We start from the raw sequence: 25,241 nt of genomic DNA, 5'->3' as shown, positions 1-25,241 counted from the left end.
AACTCCGTGAATGAGTCTTTGAACTCCGTGAATGAGTCTTTGAACTCCGTGAATGAGTCTTTGAACTCCGTGAACGAGTCTTTGAACTCCGTGAACGAGTCTTTTAACTCCGTGAACGAGTCTTTGAACTCCGTGAACGAGTCTTTGAACTCCGTGAACGAGTCTTTGATACTCGTGAACGAGTCTTTGAACTCCGTGAACGAGTCTTTGAACTCCGTGAACGAGTCTTTAAGCTAGATAAATGTTAAATTAAGGGCTGTATCCGCAGCAAATCTGGTAAATCTAGAGAGGCGAGGTGTTGATAAGCTTGATTGATGACACGCTTGCCTCTGAGAAAGCCTGTATTAGCTCCGGGACAAATGTACCTGAGAGTTTCTGGTGTAAAATCTTCTAATAATAACCGAAGACTGTTAATTTGTCGGGGCCAATGAAAGGTTTTTGCTGTCCGTAATGGTACTGGTTCACCCTTCTGATTAGGAACTAAATGACGCCCTGAAAACAACATACCTCCAAGCTCACTGTAGTATAGACAAGATGAGCCGGGAGAATGACCTGGTGTCCAAATAACTTGAACTACTGCATCAAAAGTAAATTCCTGCCTAAAGGTAGTTACGGTTAAGCCTGGTAATAAATAAGCTTCTTGTTCTTGAATCAGGACTTCGCAGCCAAAAGTTTGCTGAATTTCAGCAGTCTTGCCAATAGCGCCTCGATGGGTGAGAAATAACCAACGTATGCCTCCATGCGATCGCAAAAAATCTTGATTTGTTTGATCTAAAGCAGGGCAATCTATGAGGATATTGCCTTCATTTCTTACAATAAAATAAGAGGTTCCCCCTAATGTGTCCCGATTGGGTGCAAAAGCAAAAATACTCTCCTGTGCGAAGTCCGATTGGAGAGAACTTCCGCTAGGAACTTTGTCAGGGAACACAGGCCGTGGTGGCTTAGTTGTATGACTTGGCACTTGAGGTAAAGGGCACATGATAAAAGAGCCGAAACTGAGGAGTTGTAGACAATCTGCTTACAGTGTGGAAATTCTCAAGAATTGAAATTTAAACGTTTAACTAGTACAGTACAACGTAAATTCAGCTACCATCTCAGATTAACTAGATTCGGGGCAAACCCTTGTTAAAGGTAAGCAAACTGACGCTACAGTGTACTAACACTGTTAACGGTTTGTAAATAAAATTGGGATTTGAGGTCTGCCTTGTAGTTAATGCTATGGTGCTGAAGCTACTGGTGGGGCGTTTTGTCAAAATTACTGAAGATAACATGGCATTTTGGTTTCTGTTTATCCTCTTACTGGGGCTAGCTACTTATTTAATGGTGCAGCACAGTGTCGCTCACATCACCCGGACGCCAGTATGGTTGTTGTGGCTGGTTTTAATGACACCAGCATTTCTGTTGAGTGGATGGACGCTGGTGTACGGGGCGAAACAATCTCCGCCACCGGCGCTTATCATCTCGTCGTTATTTGTCTGCACATTGTTGTACTGGACGTTGTTTCAATGGGGGCGTGGAGTGCCAAGAGATACACAAACCCAAACCGAAGCCCAAGCCTCAGAATCACAGCCGACTATCCAGCCTACCCCAGAACCAGTAGTGCGTCCTATTGAGCTAAAGGAAGAAACCCAACTGCGAAATTGTTTTCCTTGGTCTGTATACTACGTTCAAAATATTGAGTATCGACCACAAGCGGTGATTTGCCGGGGTCAGTTGCGAACTCAAGCCAGCAATGCCTACCAGCAGATTAAAACTAATATTGAAACACAATTTGGCGATCGCTTCCTGCTGATTTTTCAAGAAGGTGTCAATGGAAAACCTTTCTTTGTGCTGGTTCCCAACACTCAAGCTGCTAAAGAGAGAAATACACCACGAGGCGACCAGGAACGGTTAACTCGACCAGGATTAGCACTTCTACTACTAGTAGCTACTTTCCTAACTACTACCTTGGTGGGAATCCAAAATGCTGGTGTTTCTCTCCCGCCTCTATGGGAAATTAGTTCTTTGCTCAAAGTTCTATTTAATCCAGATGTCCTATTCAAAGGATTACCCTATGCTTTAGCGTTAATGACTATTTTGGGTGTTCACGAACTTGGGCATTATTTGACAGCTAAATTCTACAAGATTCGCTCGACATTGCCTTACTTTATTCCCATACCTTTCTTCTTGGGAACTTTTGGTGCATTTATTCAGATGCGTAGTCCCATTCCCAACCGCAAAGCTTTATTTGACATTAGTATCGCTGGTCCAATTGCAGGCTTTGTCGCGACTTTACCATTACTAATATGGGGCTTGGCTCATTCTGATGTGGTTTCCCTGAATGAAAAAACCCAACTTTTTAATTTTGATGCGCTTAATCCCAAGTATTCCATCTTACTAGCGCTACTCTCAAAGTTAGCCTTGGGTAGTCAGTTAACGGAAAAAGCAGCCCTTGACCTACATCCAGTTGCAGTAGCTGGTCTTCTAGGACTAATTGTCACGGCGTTAAATTTAATGCCTGTGGGACAATTAGATGGAGGTCACATTGTCCATGCGATGTTTGGCCAACGAACTGCGATCGTAATTGGTCAAATTGCTCGCCTGCTGTTGCTATTACTTTCTTTAGTTCGGGAAGAATTGTTGCTGTGGGCGATTATCTTATTATTTATGCCGTTGATTGATGAACCTGCACTGAATGATGTTACTGAATTGGATAATGGACGTGATATTTGGGGATTACTGGCAATGGCTTTGTTGATTGTAATTGTTTTGCCACTGCCGCAGGCGATCGCTAGCTTTTTGCATATTTAAAAAGGCTCAACGCAAAAAGAGAAATATATCTGAATTTTTTCCAAACTATGGTATTAACCACAGTTTGATATTTGGTGATTGAAATTATATCCAATATTAAATAACAGCCCTCTTTTAAAAGTGCTTTTTGCAGTTTTGTTAGCAGAGGGTAAATAAGAAATATATCCCCTGCCCCATTGCTCAATACTAGGGCTTATGCCCTGTACAAATTAGTCATGGTATGCATTTCACAAATAGGTCGTTTCAGGCTTTTATTAATTCTATAAAAGGCGACACTAGGTACACACAAGTCTCATTAGCAATTTATGGTTTATCAAATAGCTCAATCAAACCTCACCCCGGTTGTGCTAGGCAAAACCTGTCCCTCTCCGTAAGTTCAAAGAGGGATGTCAGTTAGGACAGGGTGAGGTTTTATTTAGCTTAATCTTGTAGAAAAGGACTTTTGGTAATCAGATAACTTGTGTGTACACCGTAGCTAGGGAAAAGGGGATTATTTCGTATTACAACTAACTTGATACTGAATTAGCCGCTTTGTCAGCCTTCGCAGCTGGTGGGAAGCCACCCATACGAATCTCAGAAGTGAAGGAAGTGATACTAAATCCACCGAAATTCTTGAGGACATTTACCCGCATTCGCAAATTGGGGCTAGCAAACCACACGCGCTCCTCTAACCACATGCTTTCATCTTCTGTAGTTAGGATCAAGGCACCATCACTGTCAAATTTATAGTCTCCAGCTATTGGGCTTTTATCACCATCAAGTATTTCCCGTAGTAACCTACCTTGCACCGGATTATCTGCATCAGGTATCGAAACTAACACAGTTGAACCACTGTGTTTTGCTTGATCCTTTTCCATTGTGCCATTCCAGGTAATTTTGATCGCACAAGAGGCGGAACTAGGATTAATTTTGTCCTGTTGACATAGTTTAATCACTTCTGGATGATCTACTGCCAGCGTCTCAATAATGATGTCTGACTTGCTATTTTCAGATTGGTTAAAAGCCAAATGTTGACTAGTCCGATGAGAAAACCATTTGCCAGCGCTTAACTGAAAAAATTCTTCAATATTCATGAATGAAATTACCCTACATCAAAATGCTAAAATTCTCACTTAATTATTATTAAAAGGTAGCAGGAGGCTTTAATATTAAGCTTGATTGTCTATTTCCTCAAGCTTCTTGAGACCAATTCTCGCTGCCTCAGCAACGTTGAAATGATTGTCTTTTTCCAGGTATTTTAAAGCTGAAACACTTTTGGGAGTGGGAAGATTTCCCAAGGCTTCTGCCAAACGCTGCCTTACTATCCAATCATCTGACTGGGCGAAGCGCAGAATATTATCAACAGACTCAATATCTTTAATTTCTCCCAGTGCAGAAATTGCAGCTTGTTGCAACACGACTTCTTTGCTATCCAATGCCTGAAGAAGAACCTGATGGGCCCGAGGGTCTTTAATGTTACCTAGAGAAACGGCTGCACTAAAGCGTACTAGCCAATCAGTATCTTCATAAAACGCCCGTGAAAGCACCTCAAAGGCTCTGGCATCACCCAAATATCCTAAGGCACCAGCGGCATCAGCGCGTATACCATAATCTGGGTCATTTTCGAGAATTCTTACCAAAATTGAATAACATTCTGGCGTCGGCTTGATTCCCAGAGCAAATATTGCCATCGATCGCAGTTGCAAAGATTCGTCGTCTAGTACCTTTTTAATCAAAGGGACTGCATCCTCAGCGGGAATATGACGCAGATTGGCAAGGGCTACCATGCGATCGCGCAAATTCGGACTTTCTAACTGAGTAGAAATTTCTTGTAAGCTTAGATCTGCCATTTAGTTCAAAGCGTTTTCTTTACTTATCTTAATTTACCTGATCTGTTCATCAGGCTGTCACTATAGTGAAGTAGGAGTTTGGCGACTTTACAAAATGCCTCGATTATGAGTGAAAAATAAACAAATGTTACTTCCTGCTAAATCGTTTAAATTTAGTAGTCAGATTTAACACTCGATCACCTTTCCAAAGCAATTTTAAGAATATATTTAGCAATATCGTGCTATTACTGAACCCGACGATTTGTAGAAGTCTAGTTCAAATCTATATATTTATACTAGGTTTGAGAACGGAGAGGGAGGGATTCGAACCCTCGTTAAGTTTCCCTAAACAGACTTTCCAGGTCTGCGCCTTAAACCGCTCGGCCACCTCTCCAGGTGCCACAAGTTCCGATTCTACTATATAATCCCAGAAAATGCAAAGATAAAGAAAGATATTTTTAGGTTGAATCTGAAAGTCCCAATCCCAAAACGCAAATCCAGATGTCCCGTACATACACAATTAGAGTTCGCGATCGCGCCACTGGCAAAACATACACCCTACAAGTGCCAGAAGACCGCTACATCCTGCACACTGCCGAAAAACAAGGGGTGGAACTGCCGTTTTCCTGCCGCAACGGGGCTTGCACCACTTGTGCGGTAAGGGTATTGTCAGGAGAAATTTACCAACCAGAAGCGATCGGATTGTCGCCAAATTTACGTCGGCAAGGTTATGCCTTGTTGTGTGTGAGTTACCCCCGTTCTGACTTGGAGGTGGAGACACAAGACGAAGATGAAGTCTACGAACTCCAGTTTGGACGCTATTTTGCTAGGGGGAGAGTTAAAGCGGGTTTACCCTTAGATGAGGAATAAACAATTCAAAATCACCGTACCCCTACTCAAAAGCCAGCTAGCAACACCTGCGACCAGAGGAGAAGTTCTGATGCCTGTGCGCTTTGGTGACTGGGTGCGAAAAATAGCCATTTTGGCTTGCTTATTTCTTTTGGTGAGTTGCCAAGGTAAAAACCAGCTGCCAAGCAATCAGGCTGAGGTGAAAGTAGCGCGGGTAGTTAGTGGGCAAAGTTTGGAAGTGTTAGGCATGGCTGAACAACCAAATTTGATTTCCCAAGTGCGGTTAGTTGGTATTGATGCACCAGATTTGCGACAGCGACCTTGGGGGGAAGAAGCAAAAGAACAGTTAGAAAATCTAATTGGTGGTGTAGAACAATCGGTAACCCTGGAGTTTGATTTAGAAGCAAAAGACAAAATCGGCCGAACTCTAGCTTATGTGTGGAAAAATAAGGTGTTGTTAAATGAAGAATTAGTCAAACAAGGGAATGCAATGTTTATTGGGCGATCGCCTAACCACAAATATGATCAGCGTTTAGAACGTGCCCAACAATGGGCTAGACTTATGGGCCAAGGAATCTGGAACCCTGAAAAACCTATGCGCCTTACTCCCGCCGAGTTTCGCCGCCAAAATCTTTAAGGAGTGGGCACAAAGGAGACTACTAAACCCAATGACAAATGACAAATGACAAATCTACAAATCTTTCTAGATATTGCTACAGAAGCGGCCTTAGCTGCTGGTGCCATTTTGCAAGGTTACTTGGGTAAGTTAGAAGACGCAATTGTTGAAAAAGGACGCCCTGGTGATTTAGTCACTGCTGCTGATAAAGCCTCAGAAGAGTTGATTTTAGGAATTTTGCGTCGCCATTTTCCCCAACATTCTATCCTCGCGGAAGAATCAGGGAAATTAGGTAATCAAGAGAATGAATACCTTTGGGCAATAGATCCTCTAGATGGCACAACCAACTACGCTCATCAATACCCATTTTTTGCCGTTTCCATCGGGCTGTTAATTAATGGTGTTCCGCAAGTTGGTGTAATTTATGACCCCTTTCATAATGAGCTATTCCGTGCTGCTGCTGACTTGGGAGCAACGCGTAACCGTCATCCCATCAAGGTTTCGGCAACGTCAAAACTGAGTAAGAGCCTTCTGGTAACTGGATTTGCCTATGATCGCCGCGAAACCGCTGATAACAACTACGCAGAATTTAGTCACCTCACCCATCTTACCCAAGGAGTCAGACGTAGTGGTTCTGCATCACTAGATTTGGCGTATGTTGCCTGTGGACGTGTCGATGGTTACTGGGAACGGGGACTTTCTCCTTGGGATATTGCCGCCGGGATAATTTTGGTACAAGAAGCTGGAGGCAAAGTCACTGCCTACGATGGTACTCCCGTCAAAATTGAGTCAGGTAGAATTATTGCAACAAATAGTTATATTCACGACTTTCTTAGTAGCGAACTTTTACAAGTTCCACCACTGTCAGCATGGGTGTAGCAGATGGGGGCTTTCCCCCCGACTTTGGGTAAACTAAAAAGAATCTAACTGATCCTTTGGTGCAAAACCTGTATATGTCTTTCAAAATAGATCGTGGATTATTTAAATATGATTTCATAGATCATCACGCAGTATTATGCGTTCCAGTTGATGCGGATGTCAAAGAGATTCGCAAACGCTATCTCAAAATTGCCCGCCGCTTACACCCGGATAGTAGTTTTACTGAAAATGATGCACAAAAACAGCTAGGAAACGAATTGTTATCAAAGTTAGTTAACCCAGCTTACGAAAAACTTTCTGGCGATCGCACTCGCGCTGAATATATTCTAATTTTGTCGCAAATTGGCAAGCGTCTGGTACAAGAGTCTACTTCGGTAATTCTAAACACTGACTTGGGGAGAGAGTTAGCTGATACCGCCAATATCGATCATTTCTATAAAAGTGCGATCGCTAAACTAGCCCAAACCCAATATGATTCTTTAGAGCAAGCGCTGCAAGTTATTGCCCAAGTTAGTGAGTTGAATTTAGTCTATTTAATGCGGAGTGGGAGCAAAGCATCGGCACCGCCGCCACCATCTGCTCAACCCAAAGTCCAATCAGGAACGTCTGAGCCAAATACACCAAAAAATACACCACCAGCGCCAGCAAAAGAAGACTCGATTGTAGAACAGTATGTTCGTCGCGCTCAATCTTTAATTGACAAAAACCAATTTGCCCAAGCCAAAGTAGAGTTGCAGGATGCCCTAAAGCTAGAACCTAAAAATAGTCGCTGCCATAGCTTAATTGCAATGGTGTATTTGAGGCAAAATCAGCTAAAAATGGCAAAAATCCACTTTGACAATGCTCTAAAATTAGACCCCAATGACGAAATAGCTCTACAATGGAAACCTAAAATAGATAAGGCTTTAGGACAACAACCTAGTGATCATAAGGTGACTTCATCCCCCAATAATAGAGATAAGCAACCAGATAAATCTGGTAGTGGCGGTTTGTTCGGTGGTTTGTTTGGTGGGAAGAAAAAATAATGGTGTATCAACCAGCAGCGGGAGCCAGGGATTTATTGCCCTTGGATGTGGAGAAAAAACGCTGGATTGAAGATCGGTTACAGCAGGTGTTTCACCGTTGGGGATATCACAGGATTATCACCTCGACTTTAGAGCGCATGGATACTTTGATGGCGGGGGAAGCAATCCAGCGTCAGATGGTGATTCAACTACAACAAAATGGCGAAGATGATGAATTAGGGCTACGTCCAGAGTTAACAGCATCCATTGCTCGAACTGTTGTCACTCGGATGGCAAGTCTGCGTTATCCGCAACGGTTGTACTACAACGCCAATGTCTTTCGCCGCACTTGGGAAAGTAGACACAATCGCCAACAGGAGTTTTATCAAGCTGGGGTGGAGTTGTTAGGTGCTGGCGGATTGCTGGCAAATGCGGAAGTCCTACTGTTAGTAGCAGATTGTTTGGCAGCACTGGGTTTGCAGGAATGGCATTTAATTTTAGGTGAGGCGGGAATTACCCGATCGCTCTTGAGTGCCTTTCCTGATAATTTACAAGATCAAGTTCGCAGTGCGATCGCTCATCTCGACCGCATTACTATAGATACTTTACCCCTAAGTGACAAACTACGCGATCGCGCCCGAATCATGCTAGATTTGCGTGGCTCTAGTGCAGACGTGTTACAAAAAGTCAGTAGTTTGGATCTAGACGAAGAACAGCGAGAGGCAGTAAATAACCTCAAATCCCTAGTAGAATTACTGGAATCAGAGAAAAAACTTCCGTTAATCCTTGACCTCAGCCTCATTCAAACCATAGATTACTACACTGGTATTGTATTTGAAGTTGTCACAGATACCGAATCGCAAGCCAGAGTTTTAGGGCGGGGTGGTCGCTATGACCAGCTTTTGGGGCTATATCATCCTCAAGGAGAAAACATCCCCGGAATTGGTTTTGGACTCAATATCGAAGATTTATACCAAATTTTGTTGTCTACTCAGCAATTACCACAGGCAATCCCAGCGAGTGACTGGTTGGTAGTACCAGAGACGCCGAGTGCTAACGCCTTTGCCTTTGCCCACGCGCAAAAACTCAGAGATTCTACTGATTTGGTGCGGGTAGAAATTGATTTGGGGGAAAAGGATGCAGACGCTATTCGCCAATATGCACGCGATCGCAGCATAGCCCAAATTGCTTGGATTAAAGCTGATGGTTCACCAACTATTGAATCATTGCGTTAAGTGAGTTGAGCATTGGGCATGTCTCATCCAGACTCACCTTGACAGAGACAATTTTAGATTTTAGATTTTGGATTAAATTAAAATCTAGCTTCTATTAAAAGGTTCTAGAGCAAGCGACTTCAGACGCGAGTGAAATCAATAAATTTCATCATCCAGAGCAAGTGCATTAATGCATGGGGTCAATCCAAAATCCTTGCATCCAAAATCCAAAATCGAATGACAGCGGTATCTCCAATCTCCAGTCCCCACTCCCCTGCTAGGCTAGAAATAGCCGATACAGAAAAGAGGGAATCGAGAACATGCCGCACACAATTGTTACAGAAGTCTGTGAAGGCGTAGCTGACTGCGTAGATGCCTGTCCAGTAGCTTGTATTCATGATGGCCCAGGCAAAAATGCCAAGGGAACAGATTGGTACTGGATTGACTTTGCCACTTGCATCGACTGTGGTATATGTCTCCAAGTTTGCCCAGTAGAAGGGGCGATTCTTGCAGAAGAACGACCAGAGTTGCAAAAAACTCCGTAATAGTCCATAGTCAACAGTCAATAGTCAATAGTTATGTTTGACTTGACTGTTGACCAATGACAAATGATAAATGACAAATGATAAATGACTATTTACTAGACATTCAAAATGTCCACGCTGGATACATCAAAGATGTAGATATCCTGCAAGGTGTAAATTTCCGGGTTGCACCAGGGGAATTGGTAACAGTGATTGGCCCCAATGGTGCTGGTAAATCTACTTTAGCAAAAGCAATTTTTGGGCTTTTAATCCCCCACACAGGCACAATTACCTTCAAAGGTGAAAACATCGTCGGGCTAAAGTCCAATCAAATCGTCCAACGAGGAATGTGCTACGTACCACAAATCGCCAATGTCTTCCCCTCTCTCAGTGTTGAAGAGAATTTGGAAATGGGTGCTTTTGTGCTTAACGTTCCCCTGAAACCAATCAAAGATAAAATATTTAGCATGTTCCCCAGACTGAGCGATCGCCGTCGTCAACGCGCTGGTACTCTCTCTGGAGGAGAACGTCAGATGCTAGCGATGGGCAAAGCTTTGATGTTAGAACCTAGTTTGCTGATTTTGGATGAACCATCTGCTGCTTTATCCCCTATGTTGGTGACACAAGTCTTTGAGCAGATTAAACAAATTAATCAGACGGGTACTGCGATCGTATTAGTGGAACAAAATGCCCGTAAGGCTTTAGAAATGGCTAATCGTGGCTATGTACTGGAGTCGGGACGCGATGCGATCTCCGGTTTTGGTCAAGAACTGTTGAATGACCCGAAAGTGGGTGAGCTATATCTGGGAGCAGGTAAGAGAGATTAAATAGTAACCAAAAAGCATATTGACACCAATGAGCTTTTTCTGTGCCCCGAAAGTGCAGATCTATTTACTATCAAAGAATCTGCCGTAGGATGCCCAAAGGGCTGTAGGGAGAAGACTCGAAGAGAGCAACTCTTGGAGACGCTCTTGCGTTCGCTATCAGTATCGCACGCAACGAGATGTCTGGTTGCGCTACGCACAACTGCAAATCAAACTCAATCAAATACTCCAGTAATGAATTATTAATTAGCATTCATATACCGTGTAATCTGTGAGAAAATTGTGATTTATCTCACGTATGAGAGCTAAAATTGTAGTCTTTCAGATAGCAGCAAGCCTTATCATGGTTACCATCAAAGAACATTGCAGCACAAACAGCCGTTGTAATAATTTCTGCATCGCTCATCTCGATAAGACAATCTTCATGAGCAGCGACGCCCAATAGCCCGCTGTAGGCATCGCCTTCTCTTCGAGACGCTACGCGAACAAGAGATCATCAGTGATAGCATAGACAGTAATTATTTCATTTAACATATGCCCCTCCTAATTTTCTGACTGGAGGGGATTTTATTACTTAAGTGACCTGAAGTGATCGCTTGACAGCATAACTAGCATACTTGGGTTAATGCAAAAGCTATAACAATTCCTGCCACTGCCGCGACCGTCATTTTCGATGCTCAAAGAATTCTCCCCAATAATCCTTGCGTTTCTAATCACATCTACAGCGAGTAAAAAGGTAAAACAGGACATTCATTCAGGAAAAAGTGACCAGAACGTAAATTACCGGGATCTGCCAAAACCCCCATTAAAGAGGAATGCATCTGAGCTTCCTATATATAAATAGGACTTATGCAAAAGAGATTCCCTAACCCCCTTAAAAGTTGGCTTTTAAGATCCCCCCTTTTTAACGGGAGCCACTTAGGGACTTCCAAGAAATAAATTATCCAAATAAACGAACCACAGAGACACAGAGAACACAGAGGAATAAGAAGGAGAGAGTTTTTTCGCCAGTTTTTTGAGTATTTTTTTATTTGGAAGTCCCTTACTCAGAGGGTTTCCTCAATTGGACGATCGCGTGGGCGGGTCTTTTGACTTAAGCGGACTGGCAATCAAGTGGCATGGGTTAGGGAGGAGTGCGCGAAGCGCACGCTATGCGAACGAGGTTTCAGGTTTTCAATGCGTAAGTCCTGATAAAGCTCTGCATCACTTTTTGAGGTACTGCTGAGTCACAACAACTCCTGCAAAGCTGCACTAGAGGAAACCTTGGGCGTTTTTGCATGGGATAAAAACGCCTATGTTTCCCCTAATCAAAATTGATTGAGTGCTTTTGGCAATTTGGCATCCAAAATTTTTCTATTGCAGTTTTAATTGAGATATCAGCAGGGTTACTGGGACATTGAGAAAGTTCTACAAGGGATCGATTCCTGTCTCAAAAATCCCACCCAATGGCCAGTTGTTGACTTTTGCGCTCTGTGAACTACCCTTTTAGGGTGGATGCAGTAAACAAGCACGAACGTCACCGCTTCACCACAACTGGCTAGAAATCAAACAGAAAACACATAGTTAGGCAATCGGATCATACCAAAGCGATCGCCACCATTTATTGAGCCTCAAGCTGCCTTAGTTTATTATTTGCTGACAGTAGTAACTCTTGAGCTTTTAGATAGGTTGTTGTGCCATTTTGCACCTTTTCTAATTGGTTAATAATACTCTGCAATTGGCTCAACCTACGATTGCGCTCCTTATAATCAGCATTAGCAGGAATTGAAGCCAGCAAACTTTCGATTTCTCGTTGCGCTGCGTCCATTGCCTCCACAGCATCCGCCTCAGCTTGCCGCCTGATTTTAACTTGACCTAAATTAGCCTGATAAATTGCTAATAACTTCTGTGCCTCGGTATAACCCGCCACGTCTTTTGAAGGAATCTCTTTAAGCCGCTCAATTGCCTCTATCCACAAATTTTCTATCTGTTGCCATTCAGTTACGGTGTGCGGCGGATTTTGACCAGCTTTGGCAGCTTGCCAGGAAAACTGCCGGGCTGCGGTGATTAAGGCACTGATGCGATCGTTCCCAGCTGCCAATCCAACAACTTCCTGAAACTCATGCTTATAAGTATCTAGTTGATTTTGTACAGTTTTTCCTGCTAGGGTTTGACCAGGAATCTGCTCTAATTGATTAAGCGCCGTCTGCCAAGCAGCTGTTGCAGTCTGTTTATCAGTTGGTGTTGCAGCCCGTTCATATTGCTGTTTTGCATTTAAGAGGGTTTGCATATTATCGGTAAGCAAGGACTGAGCATTCTTTTCCTGAAAAACCTTAGCTTCTAGCTGCCCAACTTTACTCCGAAATGCATTAAAACCATAGATGCTAAAGCGCGAGTCGTACCACCAATATCTGTATTCTGACCAATCGTTGACAAAGGAAGTTGGCAACTGATCTAGATGTTTTTGTGTTTCTTGTAGCTTCTGTTCTCCCAAAGCCAAATCTGCTGGACTAGTAGCTTTTTCAATCAATTGTTCAGCTTGCTCGACTGATACCAACGCCTGTCGATAGTGATTATCCATGCTGATGTAGCTGGGTAGCAACAAAAAAGGCGCATGGAGCATCACCGGACGGCGAATTACCGGGTAAGGCTGGTTCGCCACCCAAATTACACCAACGGGAATGCCTATAAGTATTGCTATCCAAATAAGTCTACTACCTATACCCTGCTTGGCTTTGCTATGCAGTTGCTGAGGGGAGGTTTTGAGAACCCGCCTCTCTAACTCCATTTCATGCTCTAATTCAGCAAGGTTTTTGGGGGTTGATGGTGTTGTAGGTTTCTTCTGCACTACAGGTTGAAGGCTTGGGGCAGACGGATCTATCCCAGAGCTATTTTGAGAATTTTTACGTAGTAAATTCCAGTTTATTTTGTTTAAAAAAGTCATATCTATAGCCAGTACTATGTTAAGTATTCCCAAAAAATATAGGAAATACAAACAATAGCTCGTTTTGGCTTTTGACACAAATTATACTCTTTCGTAACCAGAAGATAATGTGTTGGAAAAACATCTTAGTTATGACTCAATACCTTAGGTTAGTGATACTTTGCCCAGGAAGATCCCCCCAATCCACGCCACTTGCTCATGAGGGAAACCCTCTTCTCTACGAGACGCTTTGCGTTGGCGTAGCCTCTCCCTTTGGGAGAAGACCGTAGTGGCTCTCTTTAAAAAGGCTTGCTCTAATTTAAGGAGGGCTAACTCTAGCTTTAAATTTGACAGATGATATCGAATTTACTTGATACACATAATAGTCAATCTGTATAATGTATAAGTTATAAATTCCGATACAAGGTGAAGATTAAATGACTCTTAAATCGTGTAAAAGGGTACTCTTACATCTTGCTTGAGTCTGATATCTTGCTGAGAACAGCTTTGTTGTTGTCAGGTAGATTGATGAGTCGAATTAATGGATTTGTAGGGCGACGTGATTTCTTAAAATTCGCAAGTGTGGTAGGTATTGCGGCTACTGCTTTTGGTGATAGTTTTTGGAATACAGAGCAAACTACTGTTGCTGATATTCATCCAGTTAACCCTAATCTAATCAGTCCTAATGAAGCTATCAGACGCTTGCTTGATGGTAATCAAAGATTTATCCATCAAAAACGTAAATACCCCGATCAATCATTAGAACATCTGCGATTAGTTGCTAAAGCTCAGTATCCCTTTGCCGCCATATTGGGCTGTGCAGATTCCAGAGTACCAGCAGAAATCGTCTTCGATCAAGGGCTTGGAGATTTATTTGTCGTGCGAGTTGCTGGTAATGTCGTCAGTGACACGGTTATAGGTAGTCTGGAATACTCTACAGCAGTATTGGGTTCGCAGTTGATTGTGGTCTTGGGTCATAAAAGATGCGGCGCAGTAGCAGAAGCAATCAAAAACGAACCACTTCCTGGCAGAATTGGTTTGATTATTGAGGGCATCAAACCATCTGTAGAAAGAGTAAAGTTAAGAACGGGTGATAATATGCAAGATACGGTTATAGCTAATATTCAATATCAGACTGAAAAATTGCAGGAAAGCTCAACTATTTTAGCTAAATTGCTCAGTGAAGATAAACTAAAAATTGTTGGTGCTTGTTACGATATTGACACTGGTAAAGTCAACATTATTACTTGAAAATATCACACATTTAAGGCGTAGTATTTTTATTTTAATGATGTTGGATAAATTATTATTTATAAAATATTTTTTATTAATAATCTCGAAAAATAATCAAATTAATTGCTTAACTTAGAAAACTATTCTTTATACCATTTGACAAAATACCTGTTACATATACATTGGTAAGGGTGTACAACTGTACGCTCCTACAGTTAGGCTACGCCAACGCAAACTCACAAAAATTCAGAAAAATCTAAAAGCAAAATACAGATCAAACTTGTAACAAATAAACCCAGCAGGGGACATATAACAAGCCCGCTGCCAGGAAGGTATAGTATATTCTGGCCATGTTTGATCAGGTTAACGCTTATTTGTAAAAATAATTGCGTATCCCTAGATACAATAACTAAATACTTTTGAAAAAATAGTTAAGAAAAGTTACTAAATAGGTTAATTTCCAATTAAAACTAACAATTTCCCAAATGGGAAGATGAGGGGACAAGGGGGACAAGAGAGAATTATTGAATAAGTTTCTTGCTTATCTCTTCCCAATACCCAATGCCCCATAATATAAGAAAGCGCTTCACACTTCTTAAATAATCAGCTTTATTATAACAATGGCGAGAGACTTGCGGGGATTCATTAAAATTTTGGAAGATAAGGGACAATTACGGCGAATTTCAGCTTTAGTTGACCCAGATTTAGAAATTGCTGAGATTTCCAACCGGATGCTGCAAAAAGGTGGCCCAGGGTTGTTGTTTGAAAACGTCAAAGGCGCTTCCTTCCCGGTGGCGGTGAATTTGATGGGAACTGTGGAAAGGATTTGCTGGGCGATGAATATGCAGCATCCAGAGGAGTTGGAAACTCTGGGGAAAAAACTGGGTATGCTGCAACAACCAAAACCGCCGAAGAAGATTTCCCAGGCGATAGATTTTGGAAAAGTACTGTTTGACGTGGTGAAGGCGAAACCAGGACGGGACTTTTTCCCTGCTTGTCAGCAAGTTGTGCTTCAAGGTAATGATTTAGATTTACATAAGTTGCCCTTGATACGTCCTTATTCTGGTGATGCTGGCAAGATTATCACGCTGGGACTGGTAATTACCAAAGATTGTGAGACGGGTACTCCCAATGTAGGTGTGTATCGCTTGCAACTACAATCTCAGACTACGATGACGGTTCACTGGTTATCGGTGCGGGGTGGGGCGAGGCATTTGCGAAAAGCGGCGGAACGTGGGAAGAAATTAGAAGTTGCGATCGCACTTGGTGTAGATCCTCTAATTATCATGGCAGCTGCTACACCCATACCTGTAGATTTATCAGAATGGCTGTTTGCTGGACTGTACGGCGGTTCGGGTGTGCAGTTAGCGAAGTGTAAAACTGTAGATTTGGAAGTTCCCGCAGATTCAGAATTTGTCTTGGAAGGAACGATTACACCAGGGGAAGTTTTGCCAGATGGGCCTTTTGGTGATCACATGGGTTATTACGGCGGCGTGGAAGATTCGCCGTTGATCCGCTTTGAGTGTATGACGCACCGGAAAAATCCGATTTACTTAACAACATTTAGCGGTCGTCCACCTAAAGAAGAAGCGATGATGGCGATCGCACTAAATCGCATTTATACGCCCATTCTGCGGCAACAAGTCTCAGAAATTGTCGATTTCTTCCTACCAATGGAAGCTTTGAGTTACAAAGCGGCGATTATTTCCATAGATAAAGCATATCCAGGACAAGCGCGACGGGCAGCTTTAGCGTTTTGGAGTGCTTTGCCACAATTTACTTACACCAAATTTGTCATTGTTGTGGATAAAGACATAAATATTCGCGATCCGCGTCAAGTAGTCTGGGCGATTAGTTCCAAAGTTGACCCAGTGCGGGATGTCTTTATTTTGCCAAATACACCTTTTGATACGTTGGATTTTGCCAGTGAAAAGATTGGCTTAGGTGGACGCATGGGAATTGATGCGACTACAAAGATTCCGCCGGAAACAGACCATGAATGGGGCGCACCCTTGGAATCTGACCCAGATGTGGCGGCGATGGTAGAGAGACGATGGGCGGAATATGGTTTGGCAGAGTTGCAGTTAGGAGAAGTAGACCCGAATTTGTTTGGCTATGACATGAAGTAACGTGTTAGATAGAAACTGGTAAAAATCTATGCTGGCTATCAGCTTAAGTGATTTTTATCAGTCAAACTTACCCAAAATTAATAAAATATCAGAATGAAAAAGCTGGAGAACATAGCCTAATATAAATATCTCTTTGATCATCAGTAAAACCTCTTCTACCATAAAGTATTCTGGTATTATCAATTATTAAAATATCCCCTTTTTGCCACGAAATTTCCGTGGTTATTTTTTCAGCAATTTCATTAAGTTCAGAGACAACATCTTCAGGAATTTCTGAATCATCCTCAAACTTAAGAATCTTTGAGCTTAACTGCTTTGTGGGCAATAGACTATTAATAAACACTTGATACTTTCCACATCTGCTAGGGATAATGGTTGGACAAATGTATTCAATCAGAATCGATTGCTCATCATTTACTGTTAGATGCGTATTATTATTCTGACATATTTCTTCTAGTGTATTCAAGTTATTTGTTTGGTATTTTTTCTGCCACTCATCTTTAAATATGCTAACGGTAAATTTTAGCTTCTTTTTGTTGAACAATTCTTTGGTTGAACTACTAATTTCATGAAAAAACTGTCTGCCATCACATACTGTTGTTTCACCATCTTCCAATGGTGTATTAGCACAGAAAAACCACAGCATAAGTGGGATATTCTGCTTATAATACATTTCTCCGTGTAATTTAATCTCAGACTGAAAATCATTTACACTTAAAAGAGTCTAATCTCCATTAATTAAATGCACCACCAGCATAATTTATAAAATTGATACTCAAGAGATTGGTAAATTCTTTAAAAATCTCAGCATCAACATCAAATATTCTAAAAAGTAAGATTTCATAAGGTTTAAACAAACTAATAAGTTGTTTTTTATCTAATTATAAAATACTGACATTATCAAGATTAATAATCTCTTGACCTATGCCATCTGATATGGGCTGTATCTTGGTATTCATATAATTTAATAAAAGGCTGTCGAAATTTGAACTCACTGTTAGCGTTAACGACACTATATACTGACATTTTAATACTCAATATGTCGTTGTGTTGCATCCATCTGCGTAGGCGTAGCCCGTCGTAGACATCGCAGGACTAAATTTTGTAAAATGAAAAGTGTTATTGCAGTACTTAAATTCATTTTAAGGAACTACGTTACAAAGTTAACCCTAATTTATTTGGGTAGATTATCAGATACAAATAAAACTACAGCCTTAGTTACTAATGCCAGAAAATTAGAGAAATTATGATAAAAAAAGTGAAAAATCCAGCATCAAAGTTAGTGATAGGATTAACATTCAGTTCTATTAGTGTGATGCTCAATACAGGTATAGCTCATCAAATAGGTTTAGCGAAATCAACTAATCCTCAAAAGTGCGATATTCTTGCCTACGTCACCGATACAGATTCACAAGGTTTAAATGTGCGGAGTGGTGCAAGTACAAATAATACAATTATAGGGCAAATACCCATCAAGGAAACAGTTCAGGTTATTAATGCTGCTGGAGATTGGGTACAGATTACTAATGCTAGTGATGGTTTTCAAGGAACTGGATGGGTATTTGTGCCAAAGTTAGGCTTAACAACGCGGGGCTATGGTACTAATGGCGTGGATTTATATGTTAGTACCAGTGAAAAAAGCCAAAAAGTGCGAAGAATTCCGGCTAATACGGTTGTTAAGTTGTTAGGCTGTCAGAAAGATTGGGCGCAGGTGGAATATCAAGGTGTTAAAGGTTGGTTAACAAGGAAAGATCAATGTGGTGCAGCCCTTACCAGTTGTTCTTAGAACCCCACCCTGCTCTTTGAGAGGGGGCTATGAGAATTACTTTGAAAATTTTGGTTTTGAGATATTTGTTATGCCTTATCCATTTCCAGGAATGAACCCGTATTTAGAAGATCCTGAATTATGGCTAGGAGTACATGGGAGATTAATAGTAGCGATCGCAGATTATCTTTCTCCTCAACTACGTCCCAAATATTTTGTCGCCATTGAAAAACGAATTTATCAAACTACTGGCAATGATAAACTCTTGATTGGTATTCCTGATGTAATAGTACAAAATTCACAGACAGCAATAAATTATAAAATACCGAATATAGCTGTAGCTACACCTGCCGTTCAACCTAAAACGGTGACAGTTCCCATACCTGAGATAGTGAAGGAGAGATATTTAGAGGTGCGAAAGGTAGGAACAAAAGAAGTAGTGACAGTGATTGAAATTCTCTCACCTAAAAATAAACGTACAGGAGAAAGAGGCAACGCATACGAAACTAAGCGACAACGAGTATTGGGAAGTTCAACACATCTGGTTGAAATTGATTTCTTGCGTGCTGGGGAACCAATGTTAGTTTTTGGGGATGGTACGCAAAATGATTATCGGATTTTGGTTAGTCGGGCAGAAAATCGCCCCCAATCTGATTTATATTCCTTTGATTTGCAAGATGTAATTCCCTCATTTCTTTTACCTTTGCAAACTGGTGATAGTGAACCTTTGGTAGATTTGCATAGTTTATTAGCTGGGATTTATGACCGTGCAAGTTATGACTTAGTAATAGATTACAGTCAGTATTCAGTATCAAAATTGTCAGAAAAGAATGCAGTTTGGGTGGATGCACTGTTGCCAGAGAAGGGGTTGAGGTAGTGTAACTTAACAGGGATTTGATATCTATGTTATTAAATTGTGAATACTAACCTTAAGTTTCTTATTAAGTAAAATTAGCTTACTGAAAGTATGGATTGGACAACTACACTCAGGGCGCAACAAGATGACTTTATTCAAAGGCTAAGATCCGGACAGTTTCTACATTATGAAATAGAAGGTCAGCACAGTGAGTTAACTATTATCTCTGGAGAAAAGTTAGAAAAATTGCGAGATTTTTGCTGGGAGATGGCTGAAAAATATAAGCGAATGTCTTCGGTTAAGGATGTTTTTATCAACAATTTAAAAGGAAAACTGGGTGAAGAAGTTTTCAAAGTGCGTTTAGCTGAATATGTTACAGAAGTTGACTATGAAAAAAGACTCGGCGGGGATGGTAAAGTCGATTTTACACTTACTTCTGACCCATCTGTTGGTATTCAAGTTAAAGCCCGTCATGGTAGCATTGATACAGTTCGATGGTCAATTAGCTCAGAAGAATTAGAAAAAAATTCTGTTTTATTTTGCGTTTGGATTAAAGAGGATGTAAGTGAAGCACAAGCTGAATATCATATTATTACAGCAGGATTTTTACCAACAAATATTATTCAACAAAAGCTTATAATTGGTAACCATAGCACTTCAGTAACAATAAAAGATTTACTATACTGTGGTGGTTTACGAAGCCACTTAAACACTATCTCTGACTACAAAAAATGTCTAAACACTCTATCAGGACATTCAGGCGCAGTAAATTCTGTGGCTATTAGCCCTAATGGAAAAATTATTGCTAGTGGTAGTAGTGACAAGACCATCAAGATTTGGAATCTTACTACAGGCAGGAATATCCGCACTCTCACTGGACATTCTTGGTCAGTTTTTTCTGTTGCTATCAGTCATGATGGTAAAACTCTTGCAAGTGGTAGTGCAGATGAAACTATTAAGGTATGGAATTTAGAGACAGGAGAGCTACTGCATACTATTTTATATTCATTTACTATTTTTTCAGTTACCTTTGTGCCGAACAAAAAACTACTATTAAGTGGCGGTTTTGGTAAGGAATTTGCTTTTTGGGATTTAGAGGAAGGAAGGTTTTCTAGTGGGCCAATAATAGGAGTTACATCAGTTAGTATCAGTGGCGATGGTCAAATAATAGCTAATGGTAGAGGAGATGGAATTATCCAAATTTATTGCCCAGGTAGTTTGGGAAAAAGTCGCACTTTTGTTGGTCATTCAGGCTGGATTTCTTCAGTCGCGTTGAGTCTCAATGGTCAAATTCTTGCCAGTGCTGGTAGCGACAAAACTATCAAAATTTGGAATCTTAATACAGGAGAAATGCTTCAGCTTTTAACAGGTCATACAGATTCGGTAGAATCAGTTGCCATTAGTCCAGATTGTCAAACTCTTGTAAGCAGTAGTAGTGATAGCACCATTAAAATTTGGAATTTATATACGGGACAACTGCTAAAAACGCTTTCTGGTCACTCAGGTGAAGTTAAGTCAGTTTTTATAAGCCCAGATGGTCAAATCATTGCTAGTGGAAGTATTGATAAGACAATCAAAATTTGGCGATTGGGTTGAGCTATCCTCATTAAGAGATGCTAAATGATTGTACTTCTTCACAGACAAAATTCCATACTCCACAAACATAATCTTAAGGGCTATTCTGACCAGTATCAAAACTGTGAATTCTCTAGAAGAACTCAGGCAAATCTATCAATAAATCACTACTATACTTGACTCTAAAAAGCAGCGATGTCTGAAACAGGGTGCTATGTCTTAATACACTCCCTTTAATCCAATCTCATTCTTTGCCAATTGTAAAATATTAAGTTAAATTAAGAATTATTGCAAAATAGTAAACAATTTTTGTGAATATCACCCAAGCTAATTAAAAGGTTTACGCCAACTGGATATTTTAATAGAATAATCTCATCAAAAGATTCGCAGAAATATAAATGGACTGGATTACACTACTGCGATCGCTACAGTCTGATTTTATTAAAAGGTTAACATCTGGTTGTCTGCTTCATTGTGAAACAGAAGGTCAATATAGTGAATTAACTATAATCTCTGGAGAGAGATTAAAGGCACTACGGGAATTTTGCTGGCTGATGGCTGAGAAATATAAGCGTGTTTCGCCAGTCCGTGACGTTTTTATTAGCTATCTCAAAGGGAAGTTGGGTGAGGAAGTTGTCAAAGAACGTTTAGCTGATTTTATTACCGAAGTCGATTATGAAAAGCGATTCGGCGGCGATGGTAATATAGATTTTACCTTGACTTCTGACCCATCTATTGGTATCGAAGTTAAATCTCGTCATGGTCGGATTGATAGAGTTAGATGGTCAATTAGTTCTGAAGAGGTTGAAAAAAATGCAGTTGTAGTTTGCATTTTGATTCAAGAAGATGTGAGTGAAGCACAATCTGAGTATCACCTTTTTTTGGCTGGCTTTCTGCCAACCCAGATGATTAAGTTGAAGACTGGTAAAATTTCATTTGGGATAGAACAATTACTGTATGGTGGTGGTTTATGGTGCTATTTAGAACAGTTACAATCTTGTATAAATAATTCTTCTAAGCAACAATCATCAATTTACAAATATCTCCCGAAGCAGGAAATTGCATTGAAGCCAACTAATAATCAGTTGACCAAATCTTTTTTTCAACCTGAATTAGAGAACTCTTTAGAATATCGTGATGAAGATTTAAATATACTTTATGTAAAATTAGGTGACGAATGTTTTGAAAAAGGAGAATATCCGAATGCGATCGCCAATTATAATCAAGCCTTACAAGTTAAATCTAGCGATGTTGATTTATATTATAAACGAGGTTTAGCTCACTATCAAATAGGCAATTATGAAGCGGCGATCGCAGATTATTCTCAGGCAATTCAGATGAATCTTCATGATGCTAAATTTTACAATAAACGAGGTTTAGCTCTTTATCAACTGGGGCGATTAGAAGAAGCAATTCATGATTATACTCAGGCTATCAGAATTAATCCTAATGTTGCCGTAGCTTATAAAAACCGGGCTGAAGCTCGTTCTCATGTAGGAGATAATCAAGGAGCAATTGAGGATTATACCGAGGCTATTAAAATTAATCCCGATTATGCTGATGCTTATAAAAACCGTGGAATTACTCGTTATTTATTAGGCTCTCAACCGGGATTTCCTCAAGCAATCAAGATTAATCCTAAAGATGCGATCGCTTATAAAAAACGTGGGAATGCTCGTTCTGATTTAGGAGATTTTGAAGGAGCAATTGAAGATTATACCCAGGCAATACAGATTAATCGTAATTATGCCGATGCTTATTACAACTGTGGGAATGCTCGTTCTGATTTAGGAGATTTTGAAGGAGCAATTGAAGATTATACTCAAGCAATACAGATTAATTTAAATTATGCAGATGCTTATTACAATCGTGGCAATATTCGTTTAGAAATAGCAGATAAACAGGGAGCAATTGAAGATTTTCAAAAAGCGGCAGACATCTATCGTCAAGAAGGTAAACTAGAAGCACTCAAAGATACACGAGAAAGAATATTAGATTTAGAAATAGAAGAATCATTAGATATTTTAAAGTTTTAGAAAATCGATGAATTCAGATAATTAGCAATTTTTAGCTAGACTCTAGAACCCCGACTTCGTAAAACTTGTCGGGGATCTAAGTTTTCAGTTAAATTCAGAAATATTGGGTTGAGCGCCTATTTACTTAGCTCACAAAATCGCTCCACTTTCTTTCAAATAAACCCGTGAAAATGGTTCATCTTCAGCCAAAGTATAATCTTCAATCAACCCTTTACGACGCACAGAAATGTCGTTGCCTTTTCTAATCACTACAGTAGAACCATCGAAGACATCCCGCACTAGTATCATCTCTGTTTCGGTGGGATTATCCAAAATTACGATATTACTACTCCGGTAAAACATGCCCTCTTCATTTAGGATGTCTTCCGCATACTCAGCAATCAGCAAATCAAGTTTTGGATGACGCAGCAAAGTTTGGACGTTGCTGTTGTAATTTTTGCTTAATACTTTTTTCGAGCGATTCACAAAAACTGCATCACGACAAACAGCGCCTATTGTCCAGTCGGGATGTTGCAAAAGGATATGGTCAATCGTTGCTTGCAGTTCTTCAACTGAGATTTTATTAAAGGTAATAATCGGTATCCTGGCATCTGTACCCGACTCAAAAAAGGTTTCTAAGATATGGGAAGGCACATCAACGCTTTCACCAACAGAAGGTTTTAGATGCATTAAAACGCCTGGTGCAGCGTTGATTTCTAAGATGGCAAAGTTACTGGACTTCCAAGATTCTGAGAGACTTTTGGTAATTACATCAATACCAAGGCAAGTCAGCCGGAAGTATTGGGCAATATCTTGCGCCAAGATAATATTGTCATCATGAACTGTCTGGGTTGCATCGATGCTTATACCTCCGGCTGAAAGATTGGCGACTTTACGCAGGTAAACAGTGCGTCCCTTCTCAATCACGCTGTCTAATGATAAGCGCTGTTCGTTTAGATAGAGTTCCATCGCTTCATCTATCTGAATTTTACTCATCGGCGAGGTGGGCGTGTCTAAACGTGCAGGTTTGCGGTTCTCTTGGCGGATTAACTCTGCAAGTGTTAAATACCCATCACCGACAACCGATGCTGGACGGCGTTCTGTGGCGGCGACGAATCGACCATTGACACACAACAAGCGAAAATCTGATCCTGAGATGCTTTTCTCAACAATTATCCGAGTTAACTGGTCTTCGGGAATCGCTGCCAGTGCTCTATTATAAGCAGATACCAGTTCTTTTGAGTCTTGTATGTCAGCCGTAACACCAATTCCTTTGTGACCAACCACAGGCTTAACTGCCACTGGGTAACCAATTTGTCTTGCTGCCGCCAAGGCTTCCTTTTCAGAAAAGACGATATCGCCTTCAGGGACTGGGAAACCCAAAGTTTTTAAAAATGCCTTACAGTCATCTTTGCGGGTAGTAAACTCCGAATCTAGATGACTATCACAGTTAAATGTTGTTGCTACCCCCCGGACATGTTTTTTTCCCAAGCCGTACTGCATCAATCCTTCTTCCCATAAATAAAAGGCGGGAATACCTTTTTCGTAGGCTGTTCGCAATAGAGCGTAAACCGTGGGGCCACCATAGACAGATGCGCGGAATCTATTTTGCAGCTTCACTAGCTGCTCATCAAAGGTAAAGTCTTCGTCTTGGGTAATGGCTTCAAACCAATCCCAAACAAAATAAGCTACTTCTCTAGTTGTGCGTTCATGTAGTGATTGGACACTAATCCGCACCAAATCTGGATATGGCTTAACACTCCAATGGTTAAGGTGCAAATCCATGTCCAGTTTTCCGACTTCGGACACAACTTGGGCAAATAAATGAGCATAAGATTCGTAGGTTTGGCTGCCCAAGTGTGAATAGCGATCGCCAATCCTTGCAATATAATCTTCAAGGGGCAAAGGCTCTCTAGAGTCAATTAGAGCAAAGTCAAATACTAGCGCCCCTGTATCTAAATAGAGGTTGGGCCCAATATAATGCTTGAAGTTGAAAATATCGAATACATCCGTTCTTCTAGCATTAATGCGGACTAAATCACTGCTTTTTTGTAGAACCATTGATTACGAACCTTTGGCTAAACACCCTGAAATTTAGATGCTGAGTTATGGTTACTCAGACTTATTGATTGTAGATTGATTCAGATTAATTTTGAAGAGTGATGGCAAAGCCATTGATCTAATCAGAACCCACCCTAACCCTATTAGTAAGTATTTTCAACTATCTCAAGGCATAATTAACCCCCCCTTCCTCAGCA

General features: G+C 40.8%; 20 protein-coding genes, 1 tRNA gene and 1 pseudogene. 14 read left to right on the top strand and 8 right to left on the bottom strand.

Annotated features, from left to right (window positions below):
- Nucleotides 1-244: 244 nt before the first annotated feature.
- Nucleotides 245-979 (bottom strand): MBL fold metallo-hydrolase, encoded by a 735-nt coding sequence (locus V7K46_RS28555; RefSeq protein ID WP_335119250.1) that lies wholly within the window; start codon nucleotides 977-979, stop codon nucleotides 245-247.
- A gap of 290 nt (nucleotides 980-1,269) precedes the next feature.
- On the opposite strand from V7K46_RS28555, the gene V7K46_RS28550 reads away from it, so the two are divergent.
- Nucleotides 1,270-2,790, top strand: coding sequence for a site-2 protease family protein (locus V7K46_RS28550; RefSeq protein ID WP_335119261.1), 1,521 nt, complete (start codon nucleotides 1,270-1,272; stop codon nucleotides 2,788-2,790).
- Between the two features lie 506 nt (nucleotides 2,791-3,296).
- Here V7K46_RS28550 and V7K46_RS28545 read toward each other — a convergent pair.
- The 3 genes from V7K46_RS28545 to V7K46_RS28535 all read right to left on the bottom strand — a co-directional run bounded on the left by V7K46_RS28545 (nucleotide 3,297) and on the right by V7K46_RS28535 (nucleotide 4,992).
- Nucleotides 3,297-3,863, bottom strand: coding sequence for a phycobiliprotein lyase (locus V7K46_RS28545; RefSeq protein ID WP_335119248.1), 567 nt, complete (start codon nucleotides 3,861-3,863; stop codon nucleotides 3,297-3,299).
- Nucleotides 3,864-3,938: 75 nt separating this feature from the next.
- The gene (locus V7K46_RS28540) at nucleotides 3,939-4,619 is read right to left on the bottom strand and encodes a HEAT repeat domain-containing protein (RefSeq protein ID WP_335119246.1); all 681 of its coding nucleotides are present in this window, start codon (nucleotides 4,617-4,619) and stop codon (nucleotides 3,939-3,941) included.
- A 288-nt stretch (nucleotides 4,620-4,907) separates the two neighbouring features.
- A tRNA-Ser gene (locus V7K46_RS28535) sits at nucleotides 4,908-4,992 on the bottom strand.
- A 107-nt stretch (nucleotides 4,993-5,099) separates the two neighbouring features.
- Between V7K46_RS28535 and V7K46_RS28530 the strand changes: the two genes are divergently transcribed.
- From V7K46_RS28530 to V7K46_RS28500, 7 genes are all read left to right on the top strand, one after another.
- Nucleotides 5,100-5,468, top strand: a complete 369-nt coding sequence (locus V7K46_RS28530) for a 2Fe-2S iron-sulfur cluster-binding protein (protein ID WP_298918949.1) — start codon at nucleotides 5,100-5,102, stop codon at nucleotides 5,466-5,468.
- A gap of 70 nt (nucleotides 5,469-5,538) precedes the next feature.
- Nucleotides 5,539-6,084 (top strand): thermonuclease family protein, encoded by a 546-nt coding sequence (locus V7K46_RS28525; protein ID WP_335119259.1) that lies wholly within the window; start codon nucleotides 5,539-5,541, stop codon nucleotides 6,082-6,084.
- A gap of 45 nt (nucleotides 6,085-6,129) precedes the next feature.
- Complete coding sequence (locus V7K46_RS28520) at nucleotides 6,130-6,942, top strand: inositol monophosphatase family protein (RefSeq protein WP_335119244.1); 813 nt, start codon at nucleotides 6,130-6,132, stop codon at nucleotides 6,940-6,942.
- A 74-nt stretch (nucleotides 6,943-7,016) separates the two neighbouring features.
- Nucleotides 7,017-7,967 carry a J domain-containing protein gene (locus V7K46_RS28515; protein WP_335119242.1) on the top strand — a complete coding sequence of 317 codons (951 nt, stop codon included), beginning with the start codon at nucleotides 7,017-7,019 and terminating at the stop codon, nucleotides 7,965-7,967.
- Nucleotides 7,967-9,181 carry an ATP phosphoribosyltransferase regulatory subunit gene (locus tag V7K46_RS28510; protein WP_335119240.1) on the top strand — a complete coding sequence of 405 codons (1,215 nt, stop codon included), beginning with the start codon at nucleotides 7,967-7,969 and terminating at the stop codon, nucleotides 9,179-9,181. Before V7K46_RS28515 ends, V7K46_RS28510 begins: the two co-directional genes overlap by 1 nt.
- A gap of 299 nt (nucleotides 9,182-9,480) precedes the next feature.
- A complete protein-coding gene (locus V7K46_RS28505; RefSeq protein ID WP_012407913.1) occupies nucleotides 9,481-9,705 on the top strand; it encodes an indolepyruvate ferredoxin oxidoreductase subunit alpha in 225 nt (74 codons plus the stop codon).
- 77 nt (nucleotides 9,706-9,782) lie between these two features.
- Nucleotides 9,783-10,511 carry an ABC transporter ATP-binding protein gene (locus V7K46_RS28500; protein ID WP_335119238.1) on the top strand — a complete coding sequence of 243 codons (729 nt, stop codon included), beginning with the start codon at nucleotides 9,783-9,785 and terminating at the stop codon, nucleotides 10,509-10,511.
- A 292-nt stretch (nucleotides 10,512-10,803) separates the two neighbouring features.
- On the opposite strand, the pseudogene V7K46_RS32220 reads toward V7K46_RS28500, so the two are convergent.
- Nucleotides 10,804-11,042 (bottom strand): annotated as a pseudogene (locus V7K46_RS32220) (hypothetical protein); the annotation flags it as partial.
- Nucleotides 11,043-12,108: 1,066 nt separating this feature from the next.
- Nucleotides 12,109-13,431 carry a hypothetical protein gene (locus V7K46_RS28495; protein ID WP_335119236.1) on the bottom strand — a complete coding sequence of 441 codons (1,323 nt, stop codon included), beginning with the start codon at nucleotides 13,429-13,431 and terminating at the stop codon, nucleotides 12,109-12,111.
- 507 nt (nucleotides 13,432-13,938) lie between these two features.
- On the opposite strand from V7K46_RS28495, the gene V7K46_RS28490 reads away from it, so the two are divergent.
- Nucleotides 13,939-14,661, top strand: a complete 723-nt coding sequence (locus tag V7K46_RS28490) for a carbonic anhydrase (protein ID WP_335119234.1) — start codon at nucleotides 13,939-13,941, stop codon at nucleotides 14,659-14,661.
- Nucleotides 14,662-15,263: 602 nt separating this feature from the next.
- Entirely contained in the window at nucleotides 15,264-16,772 is a 1,509-nt protein-coding gene (locus V7K46_RS28485; RefSeq protein ID WP_335119232.1) for a UbiD family decarboxylase, read from the top strand.
- An 88-nt stretch (nucleotides 16,773-16,860) separates the two neighbouring features.
- Here V7K46_RS28485 and V7K46_RS28480 read toward each other — a convergent pair whose 3' ends face one another.
- Nucleotides 16,861-17,418: a TauD/TfdA family dioxygenase gene (locus tag V7K46_RS28480; protein ID WP_335119230.1), complete on the bottom strand. Its 558-nt coding sequence runs from the start codon at nucleotides 17,416-17,418 to the stop codon at nucleotides 16,861-16,863.
- Between the two features lie 600 nt (nucleotides 17,419-18,018).
- Here V7K46_RS28480 and V7K46_RS28475 point away from each other — a divergent pair.
- The 4 genes from V7K46_RS28475 to V7K46_RS28460 all read left to right on the top strand — a co-directional run bounded on the left by V7K46_RS28475 (nucleotide 18,019) and on the right by V7K46_RS28460 (nucleotide 23,004).
- The gene (locus V7K46_RS28475) at nucleotides 18,019-18,558 is read left to right on the top strand and encodes an SH3 domain-containing protein (protein WP_335119228.1); all 540 of its coding nucleotides are present in this window, start codon (nucleotides 18,019-18,021) and stop codon (nucleotides 18,556-18,558) included.
- Nucleotides 18,559-18,628: 70 nt separating this feature from the next.
- Nucleotides 18,629-19,414: a DUF4058 family protein gene (locus V7K46_RS28470; RefSeq protein ID WP_335119225.1), complete on the top strand. Its 786-nt coding sequence runs from the start codon at nucleotides 18,629-18,631 to the stop codon at nucleotides 19,412-19,414.
- A 90-nt stretch (nucleotides 19,415-19,504) separates the two neighbouring features.
- The gene (locus V7K46_RS28465; protein ID WP_335119223.1) at nucleotides 19,505-20,989 is read left to right on the top strand and encodes a WD40 repeat domain-containing protein; all 1,485 of its coding nucleotides are present in this window, start codon (nucleotides 19,505-19,507) and stop codon (nucleotides 20,987-20,989) included.
- A gap of 377 nt (nucleotides 20,990-21,366) precedes the next feature.
- On the top strand, nucleotides 21,367-23,004 hold the full coding sequence (locus V7K46_RS28460; protein WP_335119221.1) for a tetratricopeptide repeat protein: 1,638 nt from the start codon (nucleotides 21,367-21,369) through the stop codon (nucleotides 23,002-23,004).
- A gap of 129 nt (nucleotides 23,005-23,133) precedes the next feature.
- Here V7K46_RS28460 and V7K46_RS28455 read toward each other — a convergent pair whose 3' ends face one another.
- Entirely contained in the window at nucleotides 23,134-25,044 is a 1,911-nt protein-coding gene (locus V7K46_RS28455) for an acetate--CoA ligase family protein (protein ID WP_335119219.1), read from the bottom strand.
- Nucleotides 25,045-25,241: the final 197 nt, after the last annotated feature.

It is taken from the genome of Nostoc sp. (assembly GCF_036917395.1).
Taxonomy (GTDB): domain Bacteria; phylum Cyanobacteriota; class Cyanobacteriia; order Cyanobacteriales; family Nostocaceae; genus Nostoc.
This window is presented reverse-complemented; position numbering and strand designations above follow the sequence as displayed.

What these genes read in the sequence shown, in the direction of transcription:
- V7K46_RS28555 (WP_335119250.1), bottom strand. Translation starts at nt 979, where the DNA reads ATGTGCCCTTTACCTCAAGTGCCAAGTCATACAACTAAGCCACCACGG.
- V7K46_RS28550 (WP_335119261.1), top strand. Translation starts at nt 1,270, where the DNA reads ATGGCATTTTGGTTTCTGTTTATCCTCTTACTGGGGCTAGCTACTTAT.
- V7K46_RS28545 (WP_335119248.1), bottom strand. Translation starts at nt 3,863, where the DNA reads ATGAATATTGAAGAATTTTTTCAGTTAAGCGCTGGCAAATGGTTTTCT.
- V7K46_RS28540 (WP_335119246.1), bottom strand. Translation starts at nt 4,619, where the DNA reads ATGGCAGATCTAAGCTTACAAGAAATTTCTACTCAGTTAGAAAGTCCG.
- V7K46_RS28530 (WP_298918949.1), top strand. Translation starts at nt 5,100, where the DNA reads ATGTCCCGTACATACACAATTAGAGTTCGCGATCGCGCCACTGGCAAA.
- V7K46_RS28525 (WP_335119259.1), top strand. Translation starts at nt 5,539, where the DNA reads ATGCCTGTGCGCTTTGGTGACTGGGTGCGAAAAATAGCCATTTTGGCT.
- V7K46_RS28520 (WP_335119244.1), top strand. Translation starts at nt 6,130, where the DNA reads ATGACAAATCTACAAATCTTTCTAGATATTGCTACAGAAGCGGCCTTA.
- V7K46_RS28515 (WP_335119242.1), top strand. Translation starts at nt 7,017, where the DNA reads ATGTCTTTCAAAATAGATCGTGGATTATTTAAATATGATTTCATAGAT.
- V7K46_RS28510 (WP_335119240.1), top strand. Translation starts at nt 7,967, where the DNA reads ATGGTGTATCAACCAGCAGCGGGAGCCAGGGATTTATTGCCCTTGGAT.
- V7K46_RS28505 (WP_012407913.1), top strand. Translation starts at nt 9,481, where the DNA reads ATGCCGCACACAATTGTTACAGAAGTCTGTGAAGGCGTAGCTGACTGC.
- V7K46_RS28500 (WP_335119238.1), top strand. Translation starts at nt 9,783, where the DNA reads ATGATAAATGACTATTTACTAGACATTCAAAATGTCCACGCTGGATAC.
- V7K46_RS28495 (WP_335119236.1), bottom strand. Translation starts at nt 13,431, where the DNA reads ATGACTTTTTTAAACAAAATAAACTGGAATTTACTACGTAAAAATTCT.
- V7K46_RS28490 (WP_335119234.1), top strand. Translation starts at nt 13,939, where the DNA reads ATGAGTCGAATTAATGGATTTGTAGGGCGACGTGATTTCTTAAAATTC.
- V7K46_RS28485 (WP_335119232.1), top strand. Translation starts at nt 15,264, where the DNA reads ATGGCGAGAGACTTGCGGGGATTCATTAAAATTTTGGAAGATAAGGGA.
- V7K46_RS28480 (WP_335119230.1), bottom strand. Translation starts at nt 17,418, where the DNA reads ATGCTGTGGTTTTTCTGTGCTAATACACCATTGGAAGATGGTGAAACA.
- V7K46_RS28475 (WP_335119228.1), top strand. Translation starts at nt 18,019, where the DNA reads ATGATAAAAAAAGTGAAAAATCCAGCATCAAAGTTAGTGATAGGATTA.
- V7K46_RS28470 (WP_335119225.1), top strand. Translation starts at nt 18,629, where the DNA reads ATGCCTTATCCATTTCCAGGAATGAACCCGTATTTAGAAGATCCTGAA.
- V7K46_RS28465 (WP_335119223.1), top strand. Translation starts at nt 19,505, where the DNA reads ATGGATTGGACAACTACACTCAGGGCGCAACAAGATGACTTTATTCAA.
- V7K46_RS28460 (WP_335119221.1), top strand. Translation starts at nt 21,367, where the DNA reads ATGGACTGGATTACACTACTGCGATCGCTACAGTCTGATTTTATTAAA.
- V7K46_RS28455 (WP_335119219.1), bottom strand. Translation starts at nt 25,044, where the DNA reads ATGGTTCTACAAAAAAGCAGTGATTTAGTCCGCATTAATGCTAGAAGA.